At 69.1% G+C, this 19941-nt stretch carries 20 protein-coding genes; 10 read left to right on the top strand and 10 right to left on the bottom strand.

Translation table 11 applies throughout. The features are described from left to right. The first annotated feature begins 59 nt into the window (after positions 1-59). Entirely contained in the window at positions 60-785 is a 726-nt protein-coding gene (locus tag OG452_RS01715; RefSeq protein WP_327293794.1) for an aspartate/glutamate racemase family protein, read from the top strand. Between the two features lie 357 nt (positions 786-1142). Here the strand turns inward: OG452_RS01715 and OG452_RS01710 are convergent, their stop codons facing one another. The 4 genes from OG452_RS01710 to OG452_RS01695 all read right to left on the bottom strand — a co-directional run bounded on the left by OG452_RS01710 (position 1143) and on the right by OG452_RS01695 (position 4309). Beyond that, positions 1143-2105, bottom strand: coding sequence for an electron transfer flavoprotein subunit alpha/FixB family protein (locus OG452_RS01710; protein WP_327293793.1), 963 nt, complete (start codon positions 2103-2105; stop codon positions 1143-1145). 67 nt (positions 2106-2172) lie between these two features. Beyond that, complete coding sequence (locus OG452_RS01705) at positions 2173-2571, bottom strand: hypothetical protein (RefSeq protein WP_266644789.1); 399 nt, start codon at positions 2569-2571, stop codon at positions 2173-2175. After that, the gene (locus tag OG452_RS01700) at positions 2568-3422 is read right to left on the bottom strand and encodes an IS5 family transposase (protein ID WP_266644791.1); all 855 of its coding nucleotides are present in this window, start codon (positions 3420-3422) and stop codon (positions 2568-2570) included. The genes OG452_RS01705 and OG452_RS01700 overlap by 4 nt, the downstream gene beginning before the upstream one ends. Positions 3423-3523: 101 nt before the next feature. Further along, positions 3524-4309: an electron transfer flavoprotein subunit beta/FixA family protein gene (locus tag OG452_RS01695; RefSeq protein ID WP_327293792.1), complete on the bottom strand. Its 786-nt coding sequence runs from the start codon at positions 4307-4309 to the stop codon at positions 3524-3526. Positions 4310-4416: 107 nt separating this feature from the next. On the opposite strand from OG452_RS01695, the gene OG452_RS01690 reads away from it, so the two are divergent. After that, on the top strand, positions 4417-5139 hold the full coding sequence (locus tag OG452_RS01690) for a TetR family transcriptional regulator (RefSeq protein ID WP_327293791.1): 723 nt from the start codon (positions 4417-4419) through the stop codon (positions 5137-5139). Positions 5140-5260: 121 nt separating this feature from the next. Further along, the gene (locus OG452_RS01685; RefSeq protein ID WP_327299478.1) at positions 5261-5641 is read left to right on the top strand and encodes a Zn-ribbon domain-containing OB-fold protein; all 381 of its coding nucleotides are present in this window, start codon (positions 5261-5263) and stop codon (positions 5639-5641) included. 194 nt (positions 5642-5835) lie between these two features. Here OG452_RS01685 and OG452_RS01680 read toward each other — a convergent pair whose 3' ends face one another. Then, positions 5836-6690: an SAM-dependent methyltransferase gene (locus OG452_RS01680; RefSeq protein WP_327293790.1), complete on the bottom strand. Its 855-nt coding sequence runs from the start codon at positions 6688-6690 to the stop codon at positions 5836-5838. 358 nt (positions 6691-7048) lie between these two features. Here OG452_RS01680 and OG452_RS01675 point away from each other — a divergent pair, with 358 nt between their 5' ends. Next, positions 7049-8554: a carotenoid oxygenase family protein gene (locus OG452_RS01675; protein ID WP_327293789.1), complete on the top strand. Its 1506-nt coding sequence runs from the start codon at positions 7049-7051 to the stop codon at positions 8552-8554. Between the two features lie 77 nt (positions 8555-8631). Here the strand turns inward: OG452_RS01675 and OG452_RS01670 are convergent, their stop codons facing one another. Continuing rightward, positions 8632-9525: a LysR family transcriptional regulator gene (locus OG452_RS01670; RefSeq protein WP_327293788.1), complete on the bottom strand. Its 894-nt coding sequence runs from the start codon at positions 9523-9525 to the stop codon at positions 8632-8634. 111 nt (positions 9526-9636) lie between these two features. Here OG452_RS01670 and OG452_RS01665 point away from each other — a divergent pair, with 111 nt between their 5' ends. The 6 genes from OG452_RS01665 (at position 9637) to OG452_RS01640 (ending at position 16608) form a co-directional block, all read left to right on the top strand. Beyond that, positions 9637-11130, top strand: a complete 1494-nt coding sequence (locus OG452_RS01665) for an aldehyde dehydrogenase family protein (RefSeq protein WP_327293787.1) — start codon at positions 9637-9639, stop codon at positions 11128-11130. Beyond that, positions 11127-12866, top strand: a complete 1740-nt coding sequence (locus OG452_RS01660) for a hypothetical protein (protein ID WP_327293786.1) — start codon at positions 11127-11129, stop codon at positions 12864-12866. Before OG452_RS01665 ends, OG452_RS01660 begins: the two co-directional genes overlap by 4 nt. Beyond that, a complete protein-coding gene (locus tag OG452_RS01655; protein WP_327293785.1) occupies positions 12863-13855 on the top strand; it encodes a membrane dipeptidase in 993 nt (330 codons plus the stop codon). Before OG452_RS01660 ends, OG452_RS01655 begins: the two co-directional genes overlap by 4 nt. After that, positions 13852-14622, top strand: a complete 771-nt coding sequence (locus tag OG452_RS01650; RefSeq protein WP_327293784.1) for a hypothetical protein — start codon at positions 13852-13854, stop codon at positions 14620-14622. Before OG452_RS01655 ends, OG452_RS01650 begins: the two co-directional genes overlap by 4 nt. 68 nt (positions 14623-14690) lie before the next feature. Beyond that, positions 14691-15077 (top strand): RidA family protein, encoded by a 387-nt coding sequence (locus tag OG452_RS01645; RefSeq protein ID WP_327293783.1) that lies wholly within the window; start codon positions 14691-14693, stop codon positions 15075-15077. Positions 15078-15258: 181 nt separating this feature from the next. Then, the gene (locus tag OG452_RS01640; protein WP_327293782.1) at positions 15259-16608 is read left to right on the top strand and encodes an MFS transporter; all 1350 of its coding nucleotides are present in this window, start codon (positions 15259-15261) and stop codon (positions 16606-16608) included. A gap of 30 nt (positions 16609-16638) precedes the next feature. On the opposite strand, the gene OG452_RS01635 is transcribed toward OG452_RS01640, so the two are convergent. The 4 genes from OG452_RS01635 to OG452_RS01620 form a co-directional block, all read right to left on the bottom strand. Next, positions 16639-17865 carry an oxygenase MpaB family protein gene (locus OG452_RS01635; RefSeq protein ID WP_327293781.1) on the bottom strand — a complete coding sequence of 409 codons (1227 nt, stop codon included), beginning with the start codon at positions 17863-17865 and terminating at the stop codon, positions 16639-16641. A gap of 20 nt (positions 17866-17885) precedes the next feature. Next, positions 17886-18941 (bottom strand): polyprenyl synthetase family protein, encoded by a 1056-nt coding sequence (locus tag OG452_RS01630; protein ID WP_327293780.1) that lies wholly within the window; start codon positions 18939-18941, stop codon positions 17886-17888. Next, entirely contained in the window at positions 18934-19188 is a 255-nt protein-coding gene (locus OG452_RS01625; RefSeq protein ID WP_327293779.1) for a polyprenyl synthetase, read from the bottom strand. Before OG452_RS01625 ends, OG452_RS01630 begins: the two co-directional genes overlap by 8 nt. A 344-nt stretch (positions 19189-19532) precedes the next feature. Then, entirely contained in the window at positions 19533-19862 is a 330-nt protein-coding gene (locus tag OG452_RS01620) for a hypothetical protein (RefSeq protein ID WP_327293778.1), read from the bottom strand. Between the last annotated feature and the right edge of the window lie 79 nt (positions 19863-19941).

The raw sequence follows: 19941 nt of genomic DNA, 5'->3' as shown, positions 1-19941 counted from the left end.
CCTGCACGGCTTTCGCACCACCTCCGGCCCCGGCCGGCCCCCGCAGAGAAAGTCCAGAGATGCGCATCCTCGTCATCAACGTCAACACCACCGCCTCTATGACCGCGAGCATCGGCGCGCAGGCCGCCGCCGTCGCCTCACCCGGGACGGAGATCGTGCCCCTCACCCCGCCGTTCGGAGCGGAGTCCGTGGAGGGCAACTACGAGAGCTACCTCGCGGCCGTCGCCGTGATGGAGGCCGTCCGCTCCTATCCGTACCCTTTCGACGCCGTCATCCAGGCCGGGTACGGAGAGCACGGACGGGAGGGGCTCCAGGAACTGCTTGATGTCCCGGTCGTCGACATCACGGAAGCCGCCGCGAGCACTGCGCAGTTCCTCGGCCACCGCTACTCCGTCGTCACCACGCTCGACCGGACCGTGCCACTCATCGAGGACCGGCTCAAGCTCGCCGGTCTCTCTGACCGCTGCGCGTCGGTGCGGGCCAGCGGAATGGCCGTACTGGACCTGGAGAGCGACGAGGAAACCGCCGTCGGGGCCATCGTGGAACAGGCGGCCCAGGCCGTCGAACGCGACAAGGCCGAGGTGATCTGCCTCGGGTGCGGCGGCATGGCAGGTCTCACGGAACGAGTCGTCGAGCGCACGGGTGTCCCGGTCGTGGATGGCGTCGCCGCGGCCGTGACCATCGCCGAGTCCCTCGTCCGCCTCGGCCTCTCCACCTCGAAGGTACGCACGTACGCGGCACCGCGTCCCAAGGCCATCAGGAACTGGCCCCCGCGGGCAGCGTGAGCCGGAGCGGGGCCGCTCGCGTCTTACGCGCTCGGTGCAGGCGTACCGAGTCCGGCGAGCCTGGCCAGACGCTGAGCGTCCTCGGTACCGCTCGCGTCCATGGTGGCGAGGGCGCAGTTCTCGATGACAAGTCGATTGCCCGGTACGGCGGCAGGATCGACGCCGTCGTGCCCCGGGCACGGACATCGGGACGCTGGACGGCAACTACAACCCGCCCGCCATCGAGCGGCCCGTCCTGCGCCGCCGCCCAGCCGACGACCGCTCCGCCGCCTGCCCTGCGGGTGGTCCCGGGAGAAGCACCCGTGCCCGTACGGACCGGGCGCGGGCACCGTGGTGAGGAGTCAGCCTGGTGAGGAGTCAGCCCTTGCGGGTGGTGATCTCTTCGGTGAGTTGGGGGACGACCTGGAAGAGGTCGCCGACGATGCCGTAGTCGACGAGGTCGAAGATCGGGGCCTCGGCGTCCTTGTTGACGGCGACGATGGTCTTCGAGGTCTGCATACCGGCGCGGTGCTGGATCGCGCCGGAGATCCCGTTGGCGATGTACAGCTGCGGGGACACACTCTTACCGGTCTGCCCGACCTGGTTGGAGTGCGGGTACCAGCCCGCGTCGACCGCGGCACGCGAGGCACCGACAGCCGCACCGAGCGAGTCGGCGAGCGCCTCGATGATGTGGAAGTTCTCCGCACCGTTGACCCCACGCCCACCGGAGACCACGATCGCGGCCTCGGTCAGCTCCGGGCGCCCCGTCGACTCCCGCGCCGTACGCGAGACAACCTTGGTGCCGGTGGCGCTCTCACCGAAGGACACCGGCAGTGCCTCGACGGTGCCCGCGGCCGGGGAGGCCTCGACCGGTGCCGAGTTCGGCTTGACCGTGATCACCGGAGTACCCCGCGAGACACGGGACTTGGTCGTGAACGAGGCGGCGAACGCCGACTGCGTGGCGACCGGACCCTCCTCGCCGGCCTCCAGGTCGGTGGCGTCGGTGATGATGCCGGAGCCGATACGCACCGCGAGACGCGCGGCGATCTCCTTGCCCTCGGCAGAGGACGGGACCAGCACCGCGACAGGCGAGACCGCCCCGTACGCGGCCTGCAGCGCATCCACCTTCGGAACAACAAGGTAGTCCGCGAACTCGGGAGCATCAGCGGTCAGGACCTTCACCGCACCGTGCTCGGCGAGCGCGGCCGCGGTGTCGGCGGCGCCGGCGCCCAGCGCGACAGCGACCGGGTCACCGATCCGGCGCGCCAGCGTCAGAAGCTCCAGAGTGGGCTTACGGACCACACCATCGAGGTGATCGACATAGACAAGAACTTCAGCCATGGAATTGCTCTCCTGCGAATGCGAAGAATCTGGGGGCGATTGAGAGGCTCGGAGGCCTCAGAGGTCGTTAAGTCCGTTTTTGGTAGCGACCTCGTCCGGGTTGGGTGAGGAAGCCTTGGCGGGTGAGGCGTCCGAGGCGGCTGCGGGTGATGTTGACGGATGCCTCGTCGGTGGGCATGCCGAGGAGTTCGTGCAGCTCACGGGCTCGGAACTCTTGGTCGGGGTGCTGGTTGAAGGTGTTCACGATGGCCTGGTAGGCGGTGTTCGTCTCGGGCAGTGCGGGTTGGCCTCCAACCGGTGCGAGTTCGGCGATGACCTTCTGGGTGGTGGCCAGGTCCGTGAGTCGCGCTTCGGTCTCGGCCAGCAAGGCGGTCAAGTGCTGGATCTGGTCGCGCAGTTCACCGGCGCGGGCTGTGGTCTCGTCGTGCTGGGCCTGGAGGTCGGCCAGGAGCTCGATGACGTTCACGCGGCCAGCCCGAGGGTGTCGCGCCAGGCCGGACTCGGTGTGGTGAGGCGGCGGGCCATGTTCGCGATCGAGGCCCAGTAGACGCGCGAGGCGGACGTGTCGGGGCGGTGGTCGTACTCGCGGGCCAGGCGGCGGTGCAGCATCAACGTGCCGTTGACCTGCTCCACGATCCACCTCTTCGGTTGCGGGACGAAGCCTTTGCCCTGGTCGCCCGGGTTGCGGCGGACGACCTCGACGTCGATGTCCAGCAGGGCACCGTGGATGAGAACCTCGTCCTTGAAGCCCTGGTCCACCAGGACCTTCTCCAGGCGCATCCCGCACCGCTCGGCGGTCTGGTCGAGCAGGGCGGTGCCGGCGGTGTTGTCGTGGGCGGAGGCGGCCAGGACGACGACGCCGATGACCAGCCCCAGCACGTCGACGGCCAGTCCCCGCTTGCGGCCCGACACCTTCTTGTTGGCGTCCAGTCCCGTCGTGGTCTTCGGGACACCCGCGGCCGCGCGGACGGACTGGGTGTCGAAGATTACGAGGGACGGGTCCTCTAATCGCCGGGCTCTCTCCCGTACCTGGCAGCGCAGGAGTTCCTGGATCCGCTGGTCAAGACCGTCTTCGCGCCACAGGCCGAAGTAGTAGAACACCGCCGACCAGGCTGGCAGGTCATGGGGCAGATAGCGCCACTGACAACCCGTCCGGTTCTGGTAGAAGATCGCGTTCACGACCTCCCTCAGATCGCAGGTCCCGGGATCGCCGGTCGCCGACCGTGCCGTCCTGTCCTGCTTCCAGGCCGTGATCATCGGCTCGATCAACGCCCAATGCTCATCCGACAAGTCGCTCGGATACGGTCTTCGGTCCATACCCGCATCCCAGCATGCACATGACGAACGGTCGGCCCGTACGGGAACCAGTACCACGATCGAGTGATCACCAACCGGGGAAGATCGGACTTAACGACCTCTCAGATGAACTTCTGGCCCGCGAGGAACTCTGCGAGCTGCTTGCCGCCCTCACCCTCGTCCTTGACGATCGTGCCGGCGGTGCGGGCCGGACGCTGAGCCGCGGAGTCGACCCTGGTCCACGCGCCCTCCAGACCGACGGTGGCCGCTTCGAGGCCCAGGTCCTCCAGGTCCAGGGCCTCCACCGGCTTCTTCTTCGCGGCCATGATGCCCTTGAACGACGGGTAACGCGCCTCACCCGACTGGTCCGTCACCGACACCACCGCCGGCAGCGAAGCCTCCAACTGCTCACTCGCAGCGTCGCCGTCACGGCGGCCCCTGACCGTCGCGCCGTCGACCGACACCTCCGACAACAGCGTCACCTGCGGAACACCCAGCCGCTCCGCCAGCAGCGCCGGGAGCACACCCATCGTGCCGTCCGTCGACGCCATACCGCAGACCACCAGGTCATACCCGGTCTTCTCGATCGCCTTCGCGAGCACCAGCGACGTACCCATCACATCACTGCCGTGCAGAGCATCGTCCTCGACATGAACCGCCTTGTCCGCACCCATCGACAACGCCTTGCGCAACGCGTCCTTCGCATCCTCAGGACCGACCGTCAGCACAGTGATCTCCGCGTCGTCAGCCCCGTCCGCGATCTGGAGCGCCTGCTCCACCGCGTACTCGTCGAGCTCCGACAGCAGCCCGTCGACATCCTCACGGTCCAGCGTCAGGTCATCGGCGAAATGCCGGTCACCAGTGGCATCGGGCACGTACTTCACACAGACAACGATCCTCAAGCTCACGCCGGCTCTCCTAGCTGGGGGCACCTACTGAACTGAAGATATGGCACTCAGTACCCTCTGTAAAGGTACGCAGTGCCCTTCGAGCTGTCTGGTGTTAGGTTCCCGGCATGACCGAGGCGCGCAGATCAGCCAAGAAGGCATCCATGCGGGAGGTGCTGGCAGAGGCGGCGTTCCAGCTCTTTCTGGAGCGGGGTTTCGAAGAGACGACCGTTGATGACATCGTGGCGCGGGCGGGAGTCGGACGGCGTTCGTTCTTCCGGTACTTCCCCTCCAAGGAGGACGCGGTCTTCCCCGACCACGAGCGCTGTCTCGCCGACATGACCGCGTTCCTGGCGGCGGCCGGCGGAGGCGATCCGGTGGAGGTGGTGTGCGACGGGGCCAAGCTGGTGCTGCGGCTGTATGCGGCGAACCCGGAATTCTCCCTCCAGCGCTACCGCCTCACCCGTGAGGTCCCGGGCCTGCGCACCTACGAGCTGTCAGTGGTACGCCGTTACGAGCGCACGATGGCGGGATACCTCCGGGGCCGTTACGAGGGCGCGCCGGACAGCGCGCTGCGGGCCGAGGTGATTGCCGCCGCCGTGGTCGCCGCACACAACAACGCCCTTCGTTCATGGCTGCGTTCGGACGGAGCGGGAGACCCCGAGTCGGCGGTGGACCACGCGCTCGGACTCGTACGCCGGGCGTGGGCCGAGGCGGACGGGGTGAATGGGGCGAACGGCGCGGCCGGCGGCTGGGCCGCCGGCGAGGATGTCGTCGTCGTGGTGGCCTCGAAGGAGGCGCCCATGTGGCGTGTGGTGCAGGGGATCGAGTCGGCTCTCGGCAAGAACTGACCGTATTTGGCACTCAGTACCTTTACTGCTCGGCACTCAGTGCCATATGGTGCTGATGCGCCGACGCGCGATGCGGGCGCATCCGTCGAGTGCGGAGGGTCGAGCCGTGTTCCAGTCAGAGATGGGTGCCCTGTCGGGGGCGCAACAGGAAGCCGGGCTGCAGTATCAGCGCTGCCGCTGGTGCGGCACCGCTTCGTTCCGGAAACTTCTGTGTCCCGTGTGCGCCTCCAGCGATCTGGATTCGGAGCGCACCGAGGGCCACGGGGTCGTGGTGCGTTCGACCGTCGTGCACCGGTACACCGAGGTGGCGCGCAACGAGTCCCTCGTCCGGTTCCCGGAGGGCTTCGTGTTCCGGTGTCGCGTCGTGGGCGCCGCACCGCACCTCGTGTGGGTGGGTGACCATGTGCGTCCCGTCGCCGGTACTGACGCGGACGGGGTTCCGAAGGCCGGTGAGGTCGTCCTCGAAATCTGCGACACGGGCGGACGCACCCGCAACCAGTAGGCGCGGGCGGTCCTGGGTGCCGGCCCATCAGTTCAGCCGAATCTGATGACGGAAGTGATCCCTGAAAGGGCTTCCCGATGTGCGCTTCTGACGTGCTGACTTTCTCGACAGTCAGGAGCAGCCCGGACGGGGCGGGCTGAGTTCTCTCCCGCCGGGGCCGCGTACTCCGTTCATCGGGCCGCTGGGGGCGGCGCCTACTTCTTCACTCCGAGTCCCGCCCAGATGGGGGCCGCGGTGGCGGCGGGCCCTGCACCCGGGCTGCCGATCTCCTGGGCGTACGTCGTGGGCCGCCAGTGGTGGGGCGCGACCAGACCTGGATCAACCAGCTCTGTGCCTTCGAAGAACCGCAGCGTTTCGTCTCTGGTGAAGGGCCGGAGGGCCGTGCCCTCAGCCGCGAAGTCGTCCTGCAGAGTGGCGGAACCCCCCGCGAGCTCCCGTGCGAACACCGATATCAGCAGCCAGCTCCCGACGGGCAGCGCGTCCATCAGGCGCCGGACGACCGCATGCGGCTGGTCCTTCGGGGCGATCCAGTGCAGCAGCAGCCCCATCGTCAGGGCGACCGGCTGCCCGAGGTCGAGGGTGTCGCGCAGTTCCGCGGACGCGAGAATGGTCTCCGGATCGGTGAAGTCGGCCTGGATATAAGTGGTGCGGCCGGCCGGGTTGCTGACGTGCAACGCCCGCGAGTGGGCGAGGACGATCGGATCGTTGTCGGTGTAAACGACGCGGGATTCCGGTGCTGTCGCCTGCGCGACCTCATGCAGATTGGGTGACGTCGGGATTCCGGTGCCGATGTCGAGGAACTGCCGGATGCCCGCCTCGCCGGCGAGGTACCGCACGGCACGCAGGACGAACTCCCTGTTGCTCCGCGCTGCCAGCCGCGCCGACGGCATCTTCTCCGTCACCGTCGCGGCCATGGCCCGGTCGGCGGAATAGTTCGTCCTGCCACCAAGAAAAACATCGTAGATACGGGCTGGATGGGCCCTGTCGGTACGCAAGTCGATCGGCGCACGCGCGTCCGTACGGCTCATCCACTCGTCCGGTGACGACAACGAAATCTCCCTCGGCTCTCAACTCTTCATGATGATAGTGAACTTGATCCATCACCATGTCCAACACACATTGCGGAGAACACCGCATGGACGGGCGGACGGGTGGGCGGATCTCCGCCGACCGCCCTGCCCGCACCATCCGCGCGGCAGAGGGGCAGAGGGGCAGAGGGCAAAGGGGCAAAGGGGCACAGAGGAGCCGGGTGGGGGTGGCATCCGATCGGGGGTGGTGCCGGCACCACCCCCGATCCGGTCCTCAGGGCTCCTGCCCCACAGCGTCTTCAGGAGGACGATTTCCCTTGTGACCGACGAACGGTCGGCAGGCCACTGCCTGACGTGGACGACGAACGGGGAGAGTCAGATGGCCAGTCATACGCGACGGAGGATTCTGCAGGGTGCGGCGCTCACGGCGGCGGGGAGTGTGGTCGGGGGCCTGGGGCTCGGGCCCTGCGCTTCGTCGGCGTGGGCCGCCGGTACGGCCTCCGGAGAAGGCGCGACATCGTTCCCGTTCCTGGAGGGCGCGTTCGCGCCGGTCACCGAGGAACTGACTGAGTTCGGCCTCAAGGTGACCGGCCGTGTGCCGCGCGACCTGGACGGCCGCTTCCTGCGCACCGGGCCGAACGCGCTCGGTATTGAGGACCCGCGGGCGCACCACTGGATGCTGGGCGACGGCATGGTCCACGGAGTGCGGCTGCGCGACGGAAGGGCCGAGTGGTACCGCAACCGGTGGGTGCGCTCCTCGCAGGTTGCGAAGAAGCTGGGCGAGAAGTACCGGGGCGAGGTCCCGCCCGACGACTTCGCCGCCAACACACACGTCATCCCGTACAAGGGACGCATCCTGGCGCTCCAGGAGAGCGGACCGCTGCCGTACGAGATGGACGGCGAGCTGAACACGGTGCGCCCGTACGACTTCCGGTCCACGCTGGAGGGCGCGTTCACCGCGCACACGAAGTATGATCCGGCCGCGGACGAGCTGCACGCCGTGGCGTACTACCCGACGTGGGACTACGTCCGGCATATCATGATCGACCGGACCGGCCGGGTGGCGCGGTCCACCAGGATTCCGGTCGCTGACGCGCCGATGATGCACGACTTCGCGCTCACCCGGACGCACGTGGTGATCGTGGATGTACCGATCACGTTCGACGTAGCGGCCGCCGAGGCCGGGGCGCCTGTGCCCTACATCTGGAATGACAAGCACCCGATGCGGGTGGGGATGATGCCGCGTACGGGCGGCGCCACCCGGTGGTTCGAGATCGACCCGGTCTACTACTCGCACACACTGAACGCCTACGACCAGGGCGACACCGTGGTGGTGGAGTTCATCTCCATGCCCGCCCCGTTCTACGCTGCGGGACGGGGGAACGGCGGGCCCTCCGCGACCGGTACACCGACACTCAACCGGTGGACGATCAACCTCAGCACGGGCCACGTCGCCTCCGCCAGGCTGGACGACCGTCCGCAGGATTTCCCCCGGATCAACGAATCGCTGGTGTCCCGTCGGCACCGCTTCGGCTACACAGCCAGCGCGGCCGAGATGTGGGTCGCGTACGAGACGGTCGACGGGGTCCCGCCGGACGACACGTTCACCAACTGTGTCGTGAAGCACGACATGCTGCGCGGCAGCACGAAGGTGCATCGCTTCGCGAAGGGCGCGGCCGTCAGCGAGCCGGTGTTCGTGCCGCGCCGTGGCGCACGGGACGAGGACGACGGGTACGTCGTGACCTACGTGAACGATCCGGAGCGCGGGGCAACCGACTTGGTGATCCTCTCGGCGCAGGACATCACGGGTCACCCCCTGGCCCGTGTCCATCTGCCGGGCCGGGTGCCGCTCGGCTTCCACGGAAGCTGGGTAGCGGACGCCTGACGGGCCGCCCGCCCGGAGGCCGGGTGCCGCCCGGCGGGTCGTCAGGACCGTACGGCCGGGTGGACCGTCACCACCGGTCAGGTGTCGCCGAACCGCAGACCCCCCACCGTGGCAAGGAAGTTGCGCACCGACGGGGCGTCCTGCCGGTCCGCACGGCAGACGGCCGAGACGGTGGAGAACGCATGCGGGTCCGTCAACGGCACGTACCGCAGGGCCGGGAGCCGGAGCACGCGCAGGCAGTCGGGAACGATCGTCACCCCCGTGTTGGCGGCGACGAGACCGAGCAGGGTGGGGAACTGCACCGCTTCCTGAGCGGCCTCAAGCCGCAGTCCGGCGTGGTGGCACAGCGCCGCGATGTGGTCGTAGAGGCGGGACACCTGGTGCCGGGGAAAGGTGAGGAAGCGTTCTCCCGCGAGGTCGGCCAGTTCGACGGCGCTCCGGCCGGCAAGCCGGTGGGACTCGTGGACGGCGACGATCAGCCGCTCGCGGTGGATGCGCCGGACGACCAGCCCCGCCGCCGCATCCACCTCGCGGGCGATCCCGACGTCCAACCGGCCCTCGCTGATCGACTCCAGTTGCGCGTCGGTCGTGGCTTCGGCCAGTTCGAGGTGGAGCCCAGGCCATGACTGCTGCATGGCCAGCACGCTGCGCGGAACGATGCTCAGCGCAGCCGAGCTGACGAAGCCGATCCGCAGCAGGCCGATGTCGCCGTGCGCGGCGTGTCCGACGGCGGACAGGGCGTGCTCGGCCTCGGCCAGCACCCGGCGCCCCTGGGCCAGCAGTACGCGGCCCGCCTCGGTCAGCTCCACACTGCGGGTCGTCCGGCGGAACAGGGGTGTGCGCAGTTCCTTCTCGAACTTGCTGATCTGCTGGCTCAGAGCGGGCTGCGCGATATGCAGCCGCTCGGCAGCGCGGCGGAAGTTCATTTCCGTGGCGACGGCAATGAAGTACCGGAGTTGGCGGAGCTCCATGCGATTGATACTTGCAGGTTATGAATTCAATGGCAATAGATACTTCTCTCATGTTCGGTGACTGCTTAACGTTTAACGCGAAGCCGCAGTCGAACACCGAGGAGCGCCGCCGTGCCGGACATTCCGAACACCCTTGATCAACCCACGGAGCTGCGGCATCTCATCGCGGGGGAGTGGATCGACGGCGAGGGGGCCGAGGCGCGCAGCTTCGACCCCGCGCACCCGGACCGGGCGGTCGCCGTGTACCGGACAGCCGGTGAGAAGCTCCTGCACCGGGCGGTCACAGCCGCACAGGCGGCACAGCCGGACTGGTCCGCTCAGGGCCTGATCCAGCGCGGCCTGGTCCTGCGCCGGGCGGCCGGGCTGCTCGCGGACCGGGCCGAGGACATCGCGCTGCTGATGACGCGGGAGGAGGGCAAGACGCTCCCGGAGTCGCGTGGCGAAGTAGCCGCGTCGGTGGAGACCCTGTACTACCACGCCTCCCGGGCCCGTTCGGCAGACGGAGCCACCTACCCGTCGGGCCACCCCGACGAGGTCATCCGCACCCTCAGGCGCCCTCTCGGTACCGTCGCGGCGATCACACCATGGAACTTCCCGCTGCAGATCCCTGCGTGGAAGATCGCCCCCGCCCTGCTGTGGGGCAACGCGGTCATCTGGAAGCCGGCCAGCGACACCGTCGCCGTGGCCGCCGCCTTCGCCCAGGTACTGGCGGACGCGGGAGTGCCCGCGGGTGTGCTCAACCTCCTCCTCGCGCCCGGCAGCCTCGGTGCGGCACTGGTCGCCCGCGAAGAGGTCGCGGGGGTGACCTTCACCGGTTCGGTGGCGGTCGGCCGGTCCATCCAGGCAGCCGCGGTCCCGCGCGGAGCCAAGGTCCAGATGGAACTGGGCGGGCACAACGCGGCCATCGTGCTGCCTGACGTCGACCCGGCCGGGGCCGCCGCGGACCTGGTGGCAGGCGCGATGGGAAGCACCGGCCAGAAGTGCACCGGCACCCGCCGGATCATCGCCGTCGGAGAGGCGTACGACGCCCTCCTGCCCGAACTGAAGCACCGGATCGAGGACCTGGTGGTCGGCGACGGCCTGGACGACGGCGTGGGCATCGGCCCGCTGGTCTCGGCCAGGGCACGCCAGGAGGTCGAAACGGCGGTCGAGCAGGCGCTGTCGGAAGGCGCCCAGGTGCTGGCGCGCGCCGATGCCGGGCCCGCATCCGACGGTGACTGCTTCTTCGCGCCCACCCTGCTCGCCGGCCACCCCGGCCTGACGATCTGCCACGAGGAGGTCTTCGGCCCGGTCACCACCCTGGTGCGCGCCGCAGATCTGGACGAGGCGATCCGTATCGCGAACGGGACCCGGTTCGGCCTCACGGCAGCGGTGTTCACCTGCGACGAACGGGCCGTACGGCGCTGCGTCGAAGAGCTCGACGCCGGGCTGGTCAAAGTGAACGCACCCACCACCGGATCGGAGCTGCACGCGCCGTTCGGCGGCCTCAAGGACTCCTCCTTCCCGGCGCCGCGCGAGCAGAACGGCGACAGCGGCGCGGAGTTCTTCACCTGGTCCAAGACAGCGTACCTGCGCACCGGGACCCCGGCCCGGAGCCGGTCGTGACCGCCGGTCCGGAGCTGCGGCCCACCGAACGGCTGCGCCGGGCCCAGCAGTTCGCCCGCCCGGCGGACCAGGTCCTCGATCCGGAGGAGCTCGGGGCCTCCCGCCACACCCGGCACAGCTTCGCCCGGTCCTTCCTGCGCGTCGCCGCCGCACAGCGCTGGAACGTGAAGCGCGAGACCTGGGACATCGACGCGCAGGGCAGGGGCGAAGCTGTCTACCGGATCGACGCCGACGGCCACGAGCTGAGGTTCGCCGCCTTCTCCACGGTCCTGCCCGATGGGCAGCGTACGGACAGGGTCGTCGCCGAGGCCTGGGACGTCACCGCGGCCCTGGTCGAAGGCCCGTGGAACGAGGCCCGGCGGTCGGAACTGAGAGCGCAGGTGCCGGGGCAGGAGACGGGCCGCGCCGACGCCGCGACACTGGTGTGGACGCGGGCCAACCGCAGCAGACGGTTCTTCGACTACGTGGTGGACCGGCTCGCCGAAGGGCGGCAACCCGATCCGGCCCAACTGGGCGACGCCGCGTACGTGCTGCGCAGCACGGCCTTCTACAGCAACGGGAAGTTCGGACTCGCGGACTTCGGCCGGCTGGGCGCCGGCCATCCGCTGCGGCTGCCGTACCGGTCGCAGATGCTGACCGCGTGGCTGCTGCGCGAGCTCAGCTACGACCTGGTCGAGCACTGCGCGGCGGCGAAGAGCCCGCACGCCGTGGCAATGGACGGAGACTGGCGGTGCTTCCTGGGGCTCGGCAACGCCACCGGGCTCGGCATGGTCCCCTACGTGATCAACCACCCGCAGGTGCTGGACGCGTGGTGCGCGGTGCGTGAACTCCCTCTCGCGTACGCACTTCACCAGGCCACGTCACCGCAGGACGCGCGTACGGCGCGGGTACGCCTGCTGCTCGACCGGGCGCGGGAGTACTACCGCGAACGCGACACCCTGGCCACCGCGCCCTATCTGCCGGGCCCGCAACTGGCCGACCGGCTCGACAAGGTGGCCGAACTGCTCGATGGATACATCGCCACCGGTCTGATCCTGGGAGAGCGGACCGACCGCGCCTGGCACGCCCTGCACACGGCGGCCGAGGAGATCGGTCTTGAGGCGCGCGGTGTCGTCGACTCGGTACTCGTCGAGGTCTACGACGACCTCGACCAGGACATCGACGCACTGCTCCGCTGCGACCAGACCCTCCAGGTGGCGCCCGCGCAGACCTGCGGTGAGCTCAGGAGCGAGGTGCTCGACCGCTACGGCTGGGTGCGCCGTTTCGACTTCGGCGATCCCGGCCAGCAGGCGCACTTCTGGTTCTCGTCCCAGGACAACGAAGAACCCCGGCGCGGCCGACGGGGCATCGATCCGGGCGAGGAGGTGGAGCACCCGGTCGACATCGCCCGCGCGGTGACCGAACTTCTCGGCGACCTGGAGAGCGCGGACGACGGACAACTCGTCGGCGAATTCCTGCTGACACACCCATGGCACCGCGGAGCGGCCGGCCGGGTCCAGTCGCTGGCGGGGCTCCCCTACGCCGAAGTCAGGGCCAACCTGCTCGCCGGAAACTTTCTCCCCCTGCACCTGCAACGGTTCCAGCTCGCCCTGTACGGCATGGACAACTACAGCCCCCAGTCCACTGACTGGCTCCGGGTCACGCTGTTCTCCGGGGCCCCGCGAGTGGCCGACATCGCGTCCGGAACCGACCACGACTGGTTCTTCGTTCGCAAACCCCGAAAGGAGGCACGGTGAGTTCGCTCGCGCATGAGGACTTGGTCGTCGTGGACGGCCTGGAGATCAACAACTGGGACCGCAAGGTGCTCGAAGAGCTCCGTACCGGCGGCGTCACCGGTGTGAACGCCACCTGCGCCGTATGGGAGGGGCCGACCGAGACCACCCGTGCGATCGCCGACTGGTACCAGCTGGCCAGGGACAACGACGATGTGGTCGTGCTCGCCGAGACGGCCGGACAGATACGTGCCGCGAAGGCCGCGGGCAAGGTGGCGGTGCTGCTGGGCTTTCAGAACACTTCGCCCTTCGGCGACGACTACCGGCTGGTGGAGGTGTTCCACCGGCTCGGGGTGCGCGTCGCGCAGCTCACCTACAACATCCAGAACCTGGTCGGCGGCGCCTGCTACGACGCACACGACTCCGGGCTGACCGCCTTCGGCCGCCACATCGTGGACGAGATGAACCGGGTCGGGATGCTCATCGACCTCTCGCATGTGGGCAACCGGACCTCGCGCGACGCCATCGAGGCATCCGCGGGGCCCGTGGCCATCACCCACTCCAACCCGACGTGGTTCTTCGAACACCCCAGGAACAAACCGGCCGAAGTCATCAGGGCCCTCGCCGACCGGGGTGGGGTCATCGGGTGCTGCCTGTACCCCAATGTGCTGGGCGGTGAGCTGACCACCCGTGACCAGTTCTGCTCGATGGTCACGCGGCTGGTCGACGAGATCGGCCCGGACCATGTGGCCATCGGCAGCGACTGCACGCGGAACTGGTCGCAGGACTTCGTGGCCTGGCTGCGCAACGGGCGCTGGAGGCCCGCCGCGGCCAACCCGGTCGAACCCGAATGGCCGGCCTGGCCGCAGTGGTTCGGCGGCCCCGAGGACTTTCCGGCCGTCACCGAAGGTCTGCTCTCCGCGGGCCTCGACGATGCCACCGTCACGAAGGTGATGGGCGAGAACTGGCTCCGGCTGTTCACAGAAGTCCTCGACACCACGGAGGCACGATGACCGAGGGACCCACCGGCGCGGGCACGGGCCCCGGCCGGACCGGCAGCGGCTTCCGGGTGGCGGTACGGGAGATCCGCGAGGCGGCCTTCCGCGCGGTCGTCGCCGCAGGAGCGTCCAGCGGCGAAGCCGCGACGACGGCGGACCTCGTCGTGCTCGGCGAGGTCCTGGACGGAGCGGGTGTCCTCGCGCTGGCCGACGAGCTCGACCGGGTACCGCGAGGCCGGCGCCCGGTCCCGAGCTCCGGCGACGCCCTTGTCGTACTCGACGATCCGGCGCGCCGCGGGCCCCTGCTGCTGGGGCCTTCGGCAGCGGATCTCGCAGCGGCGGGCTCGCGCCCGGTCCTGCTGCCCGGAGCATGGACGCCGTCGGTGGAGTGGATCCTCGTCAGCGCCACGGCCCGGACCGGAACCCCGCTCCTCGCCACGCGGATACGGGCGGACGGCTCACCCGGAACCTGTGTGCTGGCCACCGCCGACAGCATGGTGTACCGGGCTCCCCGCCCCGGGGCCTTCGGTATCCGGCACACCGCGTACGCCCCTGGGCAGCACGATGCCGGCCGGCCCGGTGAGGGCATCCGGCTGAGCCGCTGGGACGGGGACACCCGGTCCCTGGAGCTGCCACCGGCCCGCACCCCGGCGCACCACCACGAGCGCTTCGCCACAGCCATGACGCACGGTCTGCGGGTCGACCCCGGCCCGTGGGCAACGGTCTACGGCGCCTCGCGCCGATACCTGGTCCCCGCAACCCCTGAATCCCCGCACCCCTGAATCCACTCACCGCAATCAGCCCCCTGATCCCCGCACGGCAATCCCCGCACCGCAGAGGATGTCCACCGATGGCGACTCCCACTCTCTTCCCCCACCCCGACGGCAGGCCCCGGCCCTACTCCGCCGCAGCCCTCCACAACGGCACGCTCTGGGCCTGCGGCCAGGTCCCCGTAACCACCGACGGCGACACACCGCACGACATCGGCGACCAGGTCCGGCTGGCCCTGGACAACCTTGAGACCGTACTGACCGCAGCAGGCGGCGGCCTGGGCACACTTCTCAAGGTCACCGTGTACCTGGCCGACCTCGCCGAGTTCGACCGCTACGACTCCGCCTACCTCGGCCGCCTGGCGGACGTTGCGCTGCCGCCCCGTACGACGGTCCAGGTCGCGAGCTTCCGCGGTGCCAAACGGGTCGAGATCGACGCGGTGGCGGCGCTCGTACCCGGCCCGTAACGGTTCCCCGCAACGGCCTTCCGTAACGGCTCCCGCGTACGTACACACTGCCGGTTCCCACTCGGCGGACCGGGGCACATCCGGTCCCCCGGCCAAGCGGTTCCCGCCGCCATGGCAACCCAGCTCTCGCCTCGCGCAGAGACGCTTCCCGTGCTCTCGACCCCTTGATGGGACGGACCCGATGGACGTCGATACATCCGCCTCAGCCGGCCACCGGGCCGGCTCCTCGCTCGACACCGCGCAGCTCAACAAATTCCACGTCAAACTCGCGCTGGTCTCTTCCGGAGGGCCGTTCCTCGACGGCTACATCCTCGGCATCATCGGCATCGCCATGGTGCAGATACAGGCCCAGTGGGGGATGAGCCTCCTCTGGTCCGGACTGATCGGAGCGTCCGCACTGATCGGTGTCTTCGTCGGTGGAGCGGTGTTCGGAGCGGTCACCGACCGCATCGGGCGCAAGTTGATGTTCATGATCGATCTGATCGCCATCATCGTCTGCTCCGTACTGCAGTTCTTCGTCACCAACGAGGCCGAGCTCTTCGTGCTCCGGCTGCTCATCGGGATCGCCGTCGGCGCGGACTACCCGATCGCCACATCCCTGGTGACCGAGTTCGCACCCAAGGCCTGGCGCGCGAAACTCCTCGGCGGGCTGAACGCCATGTGGTTCGTGGGCGCGACGGTCGCCGCGTTTGTCGGATACCTCCTGCTGAGTTCGCCCGACGGCTGGAAGTGGATGGTGGCGTCGTCGGCGGTCCCCGCCGCCGTCATCGTCTGCGCGCGAGCCCGCATCCCGGAGTCCCCTCGCTGGCTGCACAGCCAGGGCCGCACGCAGGAGGCCATCGACGTCCTCCGGCAGACGGTGGCCGCACACGCCACACTCGCAGACCTCCCCGAGGAAGAGGGCGCCGTACCGATGCGCGCTCTGCTGACCGGCGGCTATCTGAAACGCGTCGTCTTCATCTCGGTGTTCTGGACCTGCACCATCGTCACTCTCTTCGCCATCTACGCCTTCGGACCGCAGGTCCTCGCCCTGTTCAACCTGGACGGCGGCACCGACGAGGCGAACCTCGGCTACGGCCTGATCAATCTGTTCTTCCTGATCGGCAATATCGTGGCCCTTCTGCTCGTCGACAGGCTGGGGCGCCGCCCCGTCCTCATCGGAGGGTTCGCGGTCTCCGCGCTCGGCCTGCTCTACCTCGCGGTCGAACCGGACTCCGGCCTCTGGATGGTCGCGATCGCGTTCGCGGTGTACGCGGTCTTCAACGGCGGACCGTCGATCCTCGAATGGATCTATCCCAATGAACTGTTCCCCACCGAGGTCCGCGCCACCGCGGTCGGGCTGTGTACGGGGATCAGCCGGATCGGCTCGGCGATCGGCACGTTCGCCACGCCGTGGTCCCTGGCCACGCTGGGTCTGAGTGCCACGATGTACATCGCGGCGGGCATCGCTCTCGTCGGCGCTCTCGTCAGCTTCTTCATGGCGCCGGAGACCAAGAACAAGGATCTGCACGTGACTTCCGCCCTGGCGTGACGCAACAAGCCCCCGAAGGCCGCACCGCAGTCAGCGGCCCTCCTGGGCGGACGCTTTTCCGGAGCGCTGCGGATCGGAGCACCGCGGATCGGAGAGCGGGGGCTCGTACAGCGGGGGAGGGGTCCAGCGGTTGGTGCGGGACGCGGTTGACGCGACGCCGTATTCGGCCTTGAGCTGCTCCGGGATGGCGTACTGCATGACGCGGCCGCGGGTCAGGGAGCTGAGTTCCAGGTTGGTGGTCAGACTGCCGAGGCGGTCCAGGGCCCAGGCGGCCAACGGGGAGCTGTCCTCAAGGTGTTCGAGGATTCCCAGCAGGAAGGGGGCGGTGTGGATGGCGGAATCCCAGGCCGAGCGGGGTACTTCGAGCCAGTCGGCGGCCGTGTCGCCGATGAGGTAGCGGATCAGCGCGGAGACCACGGGGTCGAATACGGTGCCCGGGACGATCTCTTCGTAGAGGTCGATCAACTGGCGGGTCAGCCGGGCCCCGTCCTCGGATGGGCCCATGTGCCGGGTCATGTACAGGTCGGAGAACTGACGCGCGCTCTCCAGGTCGGCCGGCATGTGTTCGAGGCTGATCCCGAGCATCGATCCGACCACGCGCCAGGCGTAGTAGTACGACTGTGCGCCGTCGGCCGACATATGGATGCCGAGCCGGTGCAGGGCGTCCAGGACCTGGATGGAGAACATCATCTGGCCGCCGATCATGTCCTCCAGACAGATCGGCACACCCAGCTTCGCCACGTCCCAGCGGTTCTCGCGGCGCAGATGGTGGCGGATGGAGGCATGGAGCAGGCGGACCTTCTGCGCGGCCGGGATGAAACGGCTGCCGGCTTCGAAGGCGTCGGGGCGCATGAGGTAGACGGTGAACTGGCCGGTCTCGGCCATCCGCCGGGAGGGATACGCCAGCGCGTGGGTGGAGCTGAGGAGCTTGGCGACGTGCGGGACGACATAGCAGGCGGGCATCGCCGCGAAGGACAGCGCGGTGGAGATGTGCACGTTGTTGTCGATGAAGAAGAGCCGGGCCTTCTCCATCTCGCCCCAGTCCACCCATGACGGGGGTGCGCTGGTGGCCTGCAGATACTCGCGGGCGACGTCCGGCAGCCCGTCGGGCGGGTCCTGGCCGGCCTCGGAGAACCAGCGCATGAGGGTGTTGAACTTGCCGACCTCACCCCGTCCGAAGAGGGTGGCCACCGTTGCGTCCGCGAGCTCGTCACCCACTTCCCGCAGGGCGTCCATGGACTGGCTCGTATACGGCACGGGCTTCTCTCCTTGCGTTTTCATGACTGACGAGTGACGGCTGAGCCCACCAGGCCGGTGAGCGCCGTGGCAGCGAGGGACGGCAGGTCCGCACGGTCGATCGCCGCAGTGGCGACCCGCACACGTTCGGCGATCAGCTCCTCGATCCGCCCGACAGCTCCGGTACGCCGCATGATGTCCCGTACCTGGTCGATGCCCTCCTGGCCGAGGGTGCGGCGGCCGAGCAGCCCGCGCAGCACCTTGCGCTCGGCGGCTGTGGCGGAGGTCCAGGTCGTCGCCAGCAGAGTGGTGGGCTTGTGGCCCACGATGTCATCGGCGTTCGACTTCCCCGTCGCCCCGGGATCGCCGAAGACGCCGAGCAAGTCGTCGCGCAGCTGGAACGCTTCCCCCAGCGGAAGCCCGTAGGCGCTGAACACCTCGATCAGAGCCGCGCGGCCGCCGCCCAGACGGCCACCGATGTGCAGCGGGTGCTCCACGGTGTACTTGGCAGTCTTGTACCGGATGACCTGAAGCGAACTCTGGGCGTGCGGACGGGAGCCGGTGCGCAGGACCTCCAGCGCCTCACCCGCCACGAGCTCACGGGCGAGGGCCGCCCACATGGGGCGGGCACGGGCCAGATAGGGGGCGGGCAGGCCGCACGACGTGAACAGCTGTCCGGCCCACGACATCAGGAGATCCCCGGTCAGCATGGCCAGCGCCCGGCCACCGGCCTGGCGGCCCGCGCGGCCGGGGAGCGCGCCCTGCAGCGCGATGTGGGCGGTGGGGGCTCCCCGCCGGACAGGGCTGTTGTCGATGATGTCGTCGTGCACGACGGCGGCCGCGTGGACCAGCTCCATAGCGGCTGCCGCCCGGACCATCTCGTCACAGTCCGGCTGACCGGCCGCCCGCCATCCCCAGTAGCAGAAGGCGGCCCGCAGCCGTTTGCCGTCCGACGTGACCGTGCGCAACTGGTCTGCGAGAGGGGTGAGTTGCTCATCTACGGCGACCAGTTGCACGATCTCCTGATCCACGAAGGAGGTGAGTTCCCTGTCGACCCGGGCCTTGAAGGCGGCGCGTTCGCGCCCGCCGTCAGTCATCGCTCACATCGAGACGGACAGCGGCCCGGCGGGCCAGCAGCTCAAGATGGGGTTCCGGCACGGAGGCGTACCGCTGGACCGCCAGCCGGCCGCGTACCTTCAGGTCCTCCTCACCGTCCTGGGCCAGCTCGACAAGGTCGGAGCGCCCCAGGAGTCCCCGTACGCTGCGCAGAGCCGACACCGCACCACTCAGCGCGAGGTCGGCGACTCCGGCAAGCAGATATGCCGCCTCCGTCCCACGAGCCACACCTTTCGGACCACTGCCGTCACCAGACACCACCGCGTCCTCTTCCCCACCCCAGCGCCGGCCTGATACACAGCCGACGACCCCGGCACCCTGCGGACCTCCAGGTTCCCAGCCCGGCCGAACTACCCGGGCTATACCGTGCGTTGACCACCTGATGGAGTGACCGACCCAGGGAACGGGCCCGCCGGACTCCAAGGAGTGCTCACCTCGCCGCCGGGATCGGTTCCGCGCTACTGCTGCCGCTCGACGTCCGCCGGTGCTGAGCGAGGACGAGTACCGCGTGGTCGTCCCGGCCACCTTGGACCCGCCGGCCACTGCCGCCGAGCTCTCCGGCCGCCCCTGGATCAGCGCCCGGGCACTCCGCGCGCGGCCGTGCCTTCGCCCGGTTCGCGAGCGCGCACGGGGTCGCGCCGTCGGTCGAACACCTCGCCGACCACATGATCGCCGCCCAAGCCCTGCCGGCCGGAGAGATCGGTGCCGCCGTCCTGCCCGCGTAGCTCGCCGCCCAGCTCGAACACGTAGCAGTGACCACCCTGCCCGTCACCGGAAGCCAGATCACCCGCACGCACTATAGAACCGGCCACGGCGGCACCGCCACAGCGGCCAGGGCTGCGGTCGACGCGCTGCAGCAGGCGGCCCGCGACCATGCCGAGGCGGTCACCGTCGCGGGCCACTCGAGGGGTGACACCATCATTTGCCCCCTGCATGACCCAACCGATCCGTTGCCGACGACTCCGCGCCACTCCCCACCGC

Origin of the sequence: Streptomyces sp. NBC_01197 (assembly GCF_036010505.1) — a bacterium.
Taxonomy (GTDB): domain Bacteria; phylum Actinomycetota; class Actinomycetes; order Streptomycetales; family Streptomycetaceae; genus Streptomyces.
Note: the sequence above shows the minus strand (reverse complement) of the source record. Positions and strands in the feature narration are given on the sequence as shown.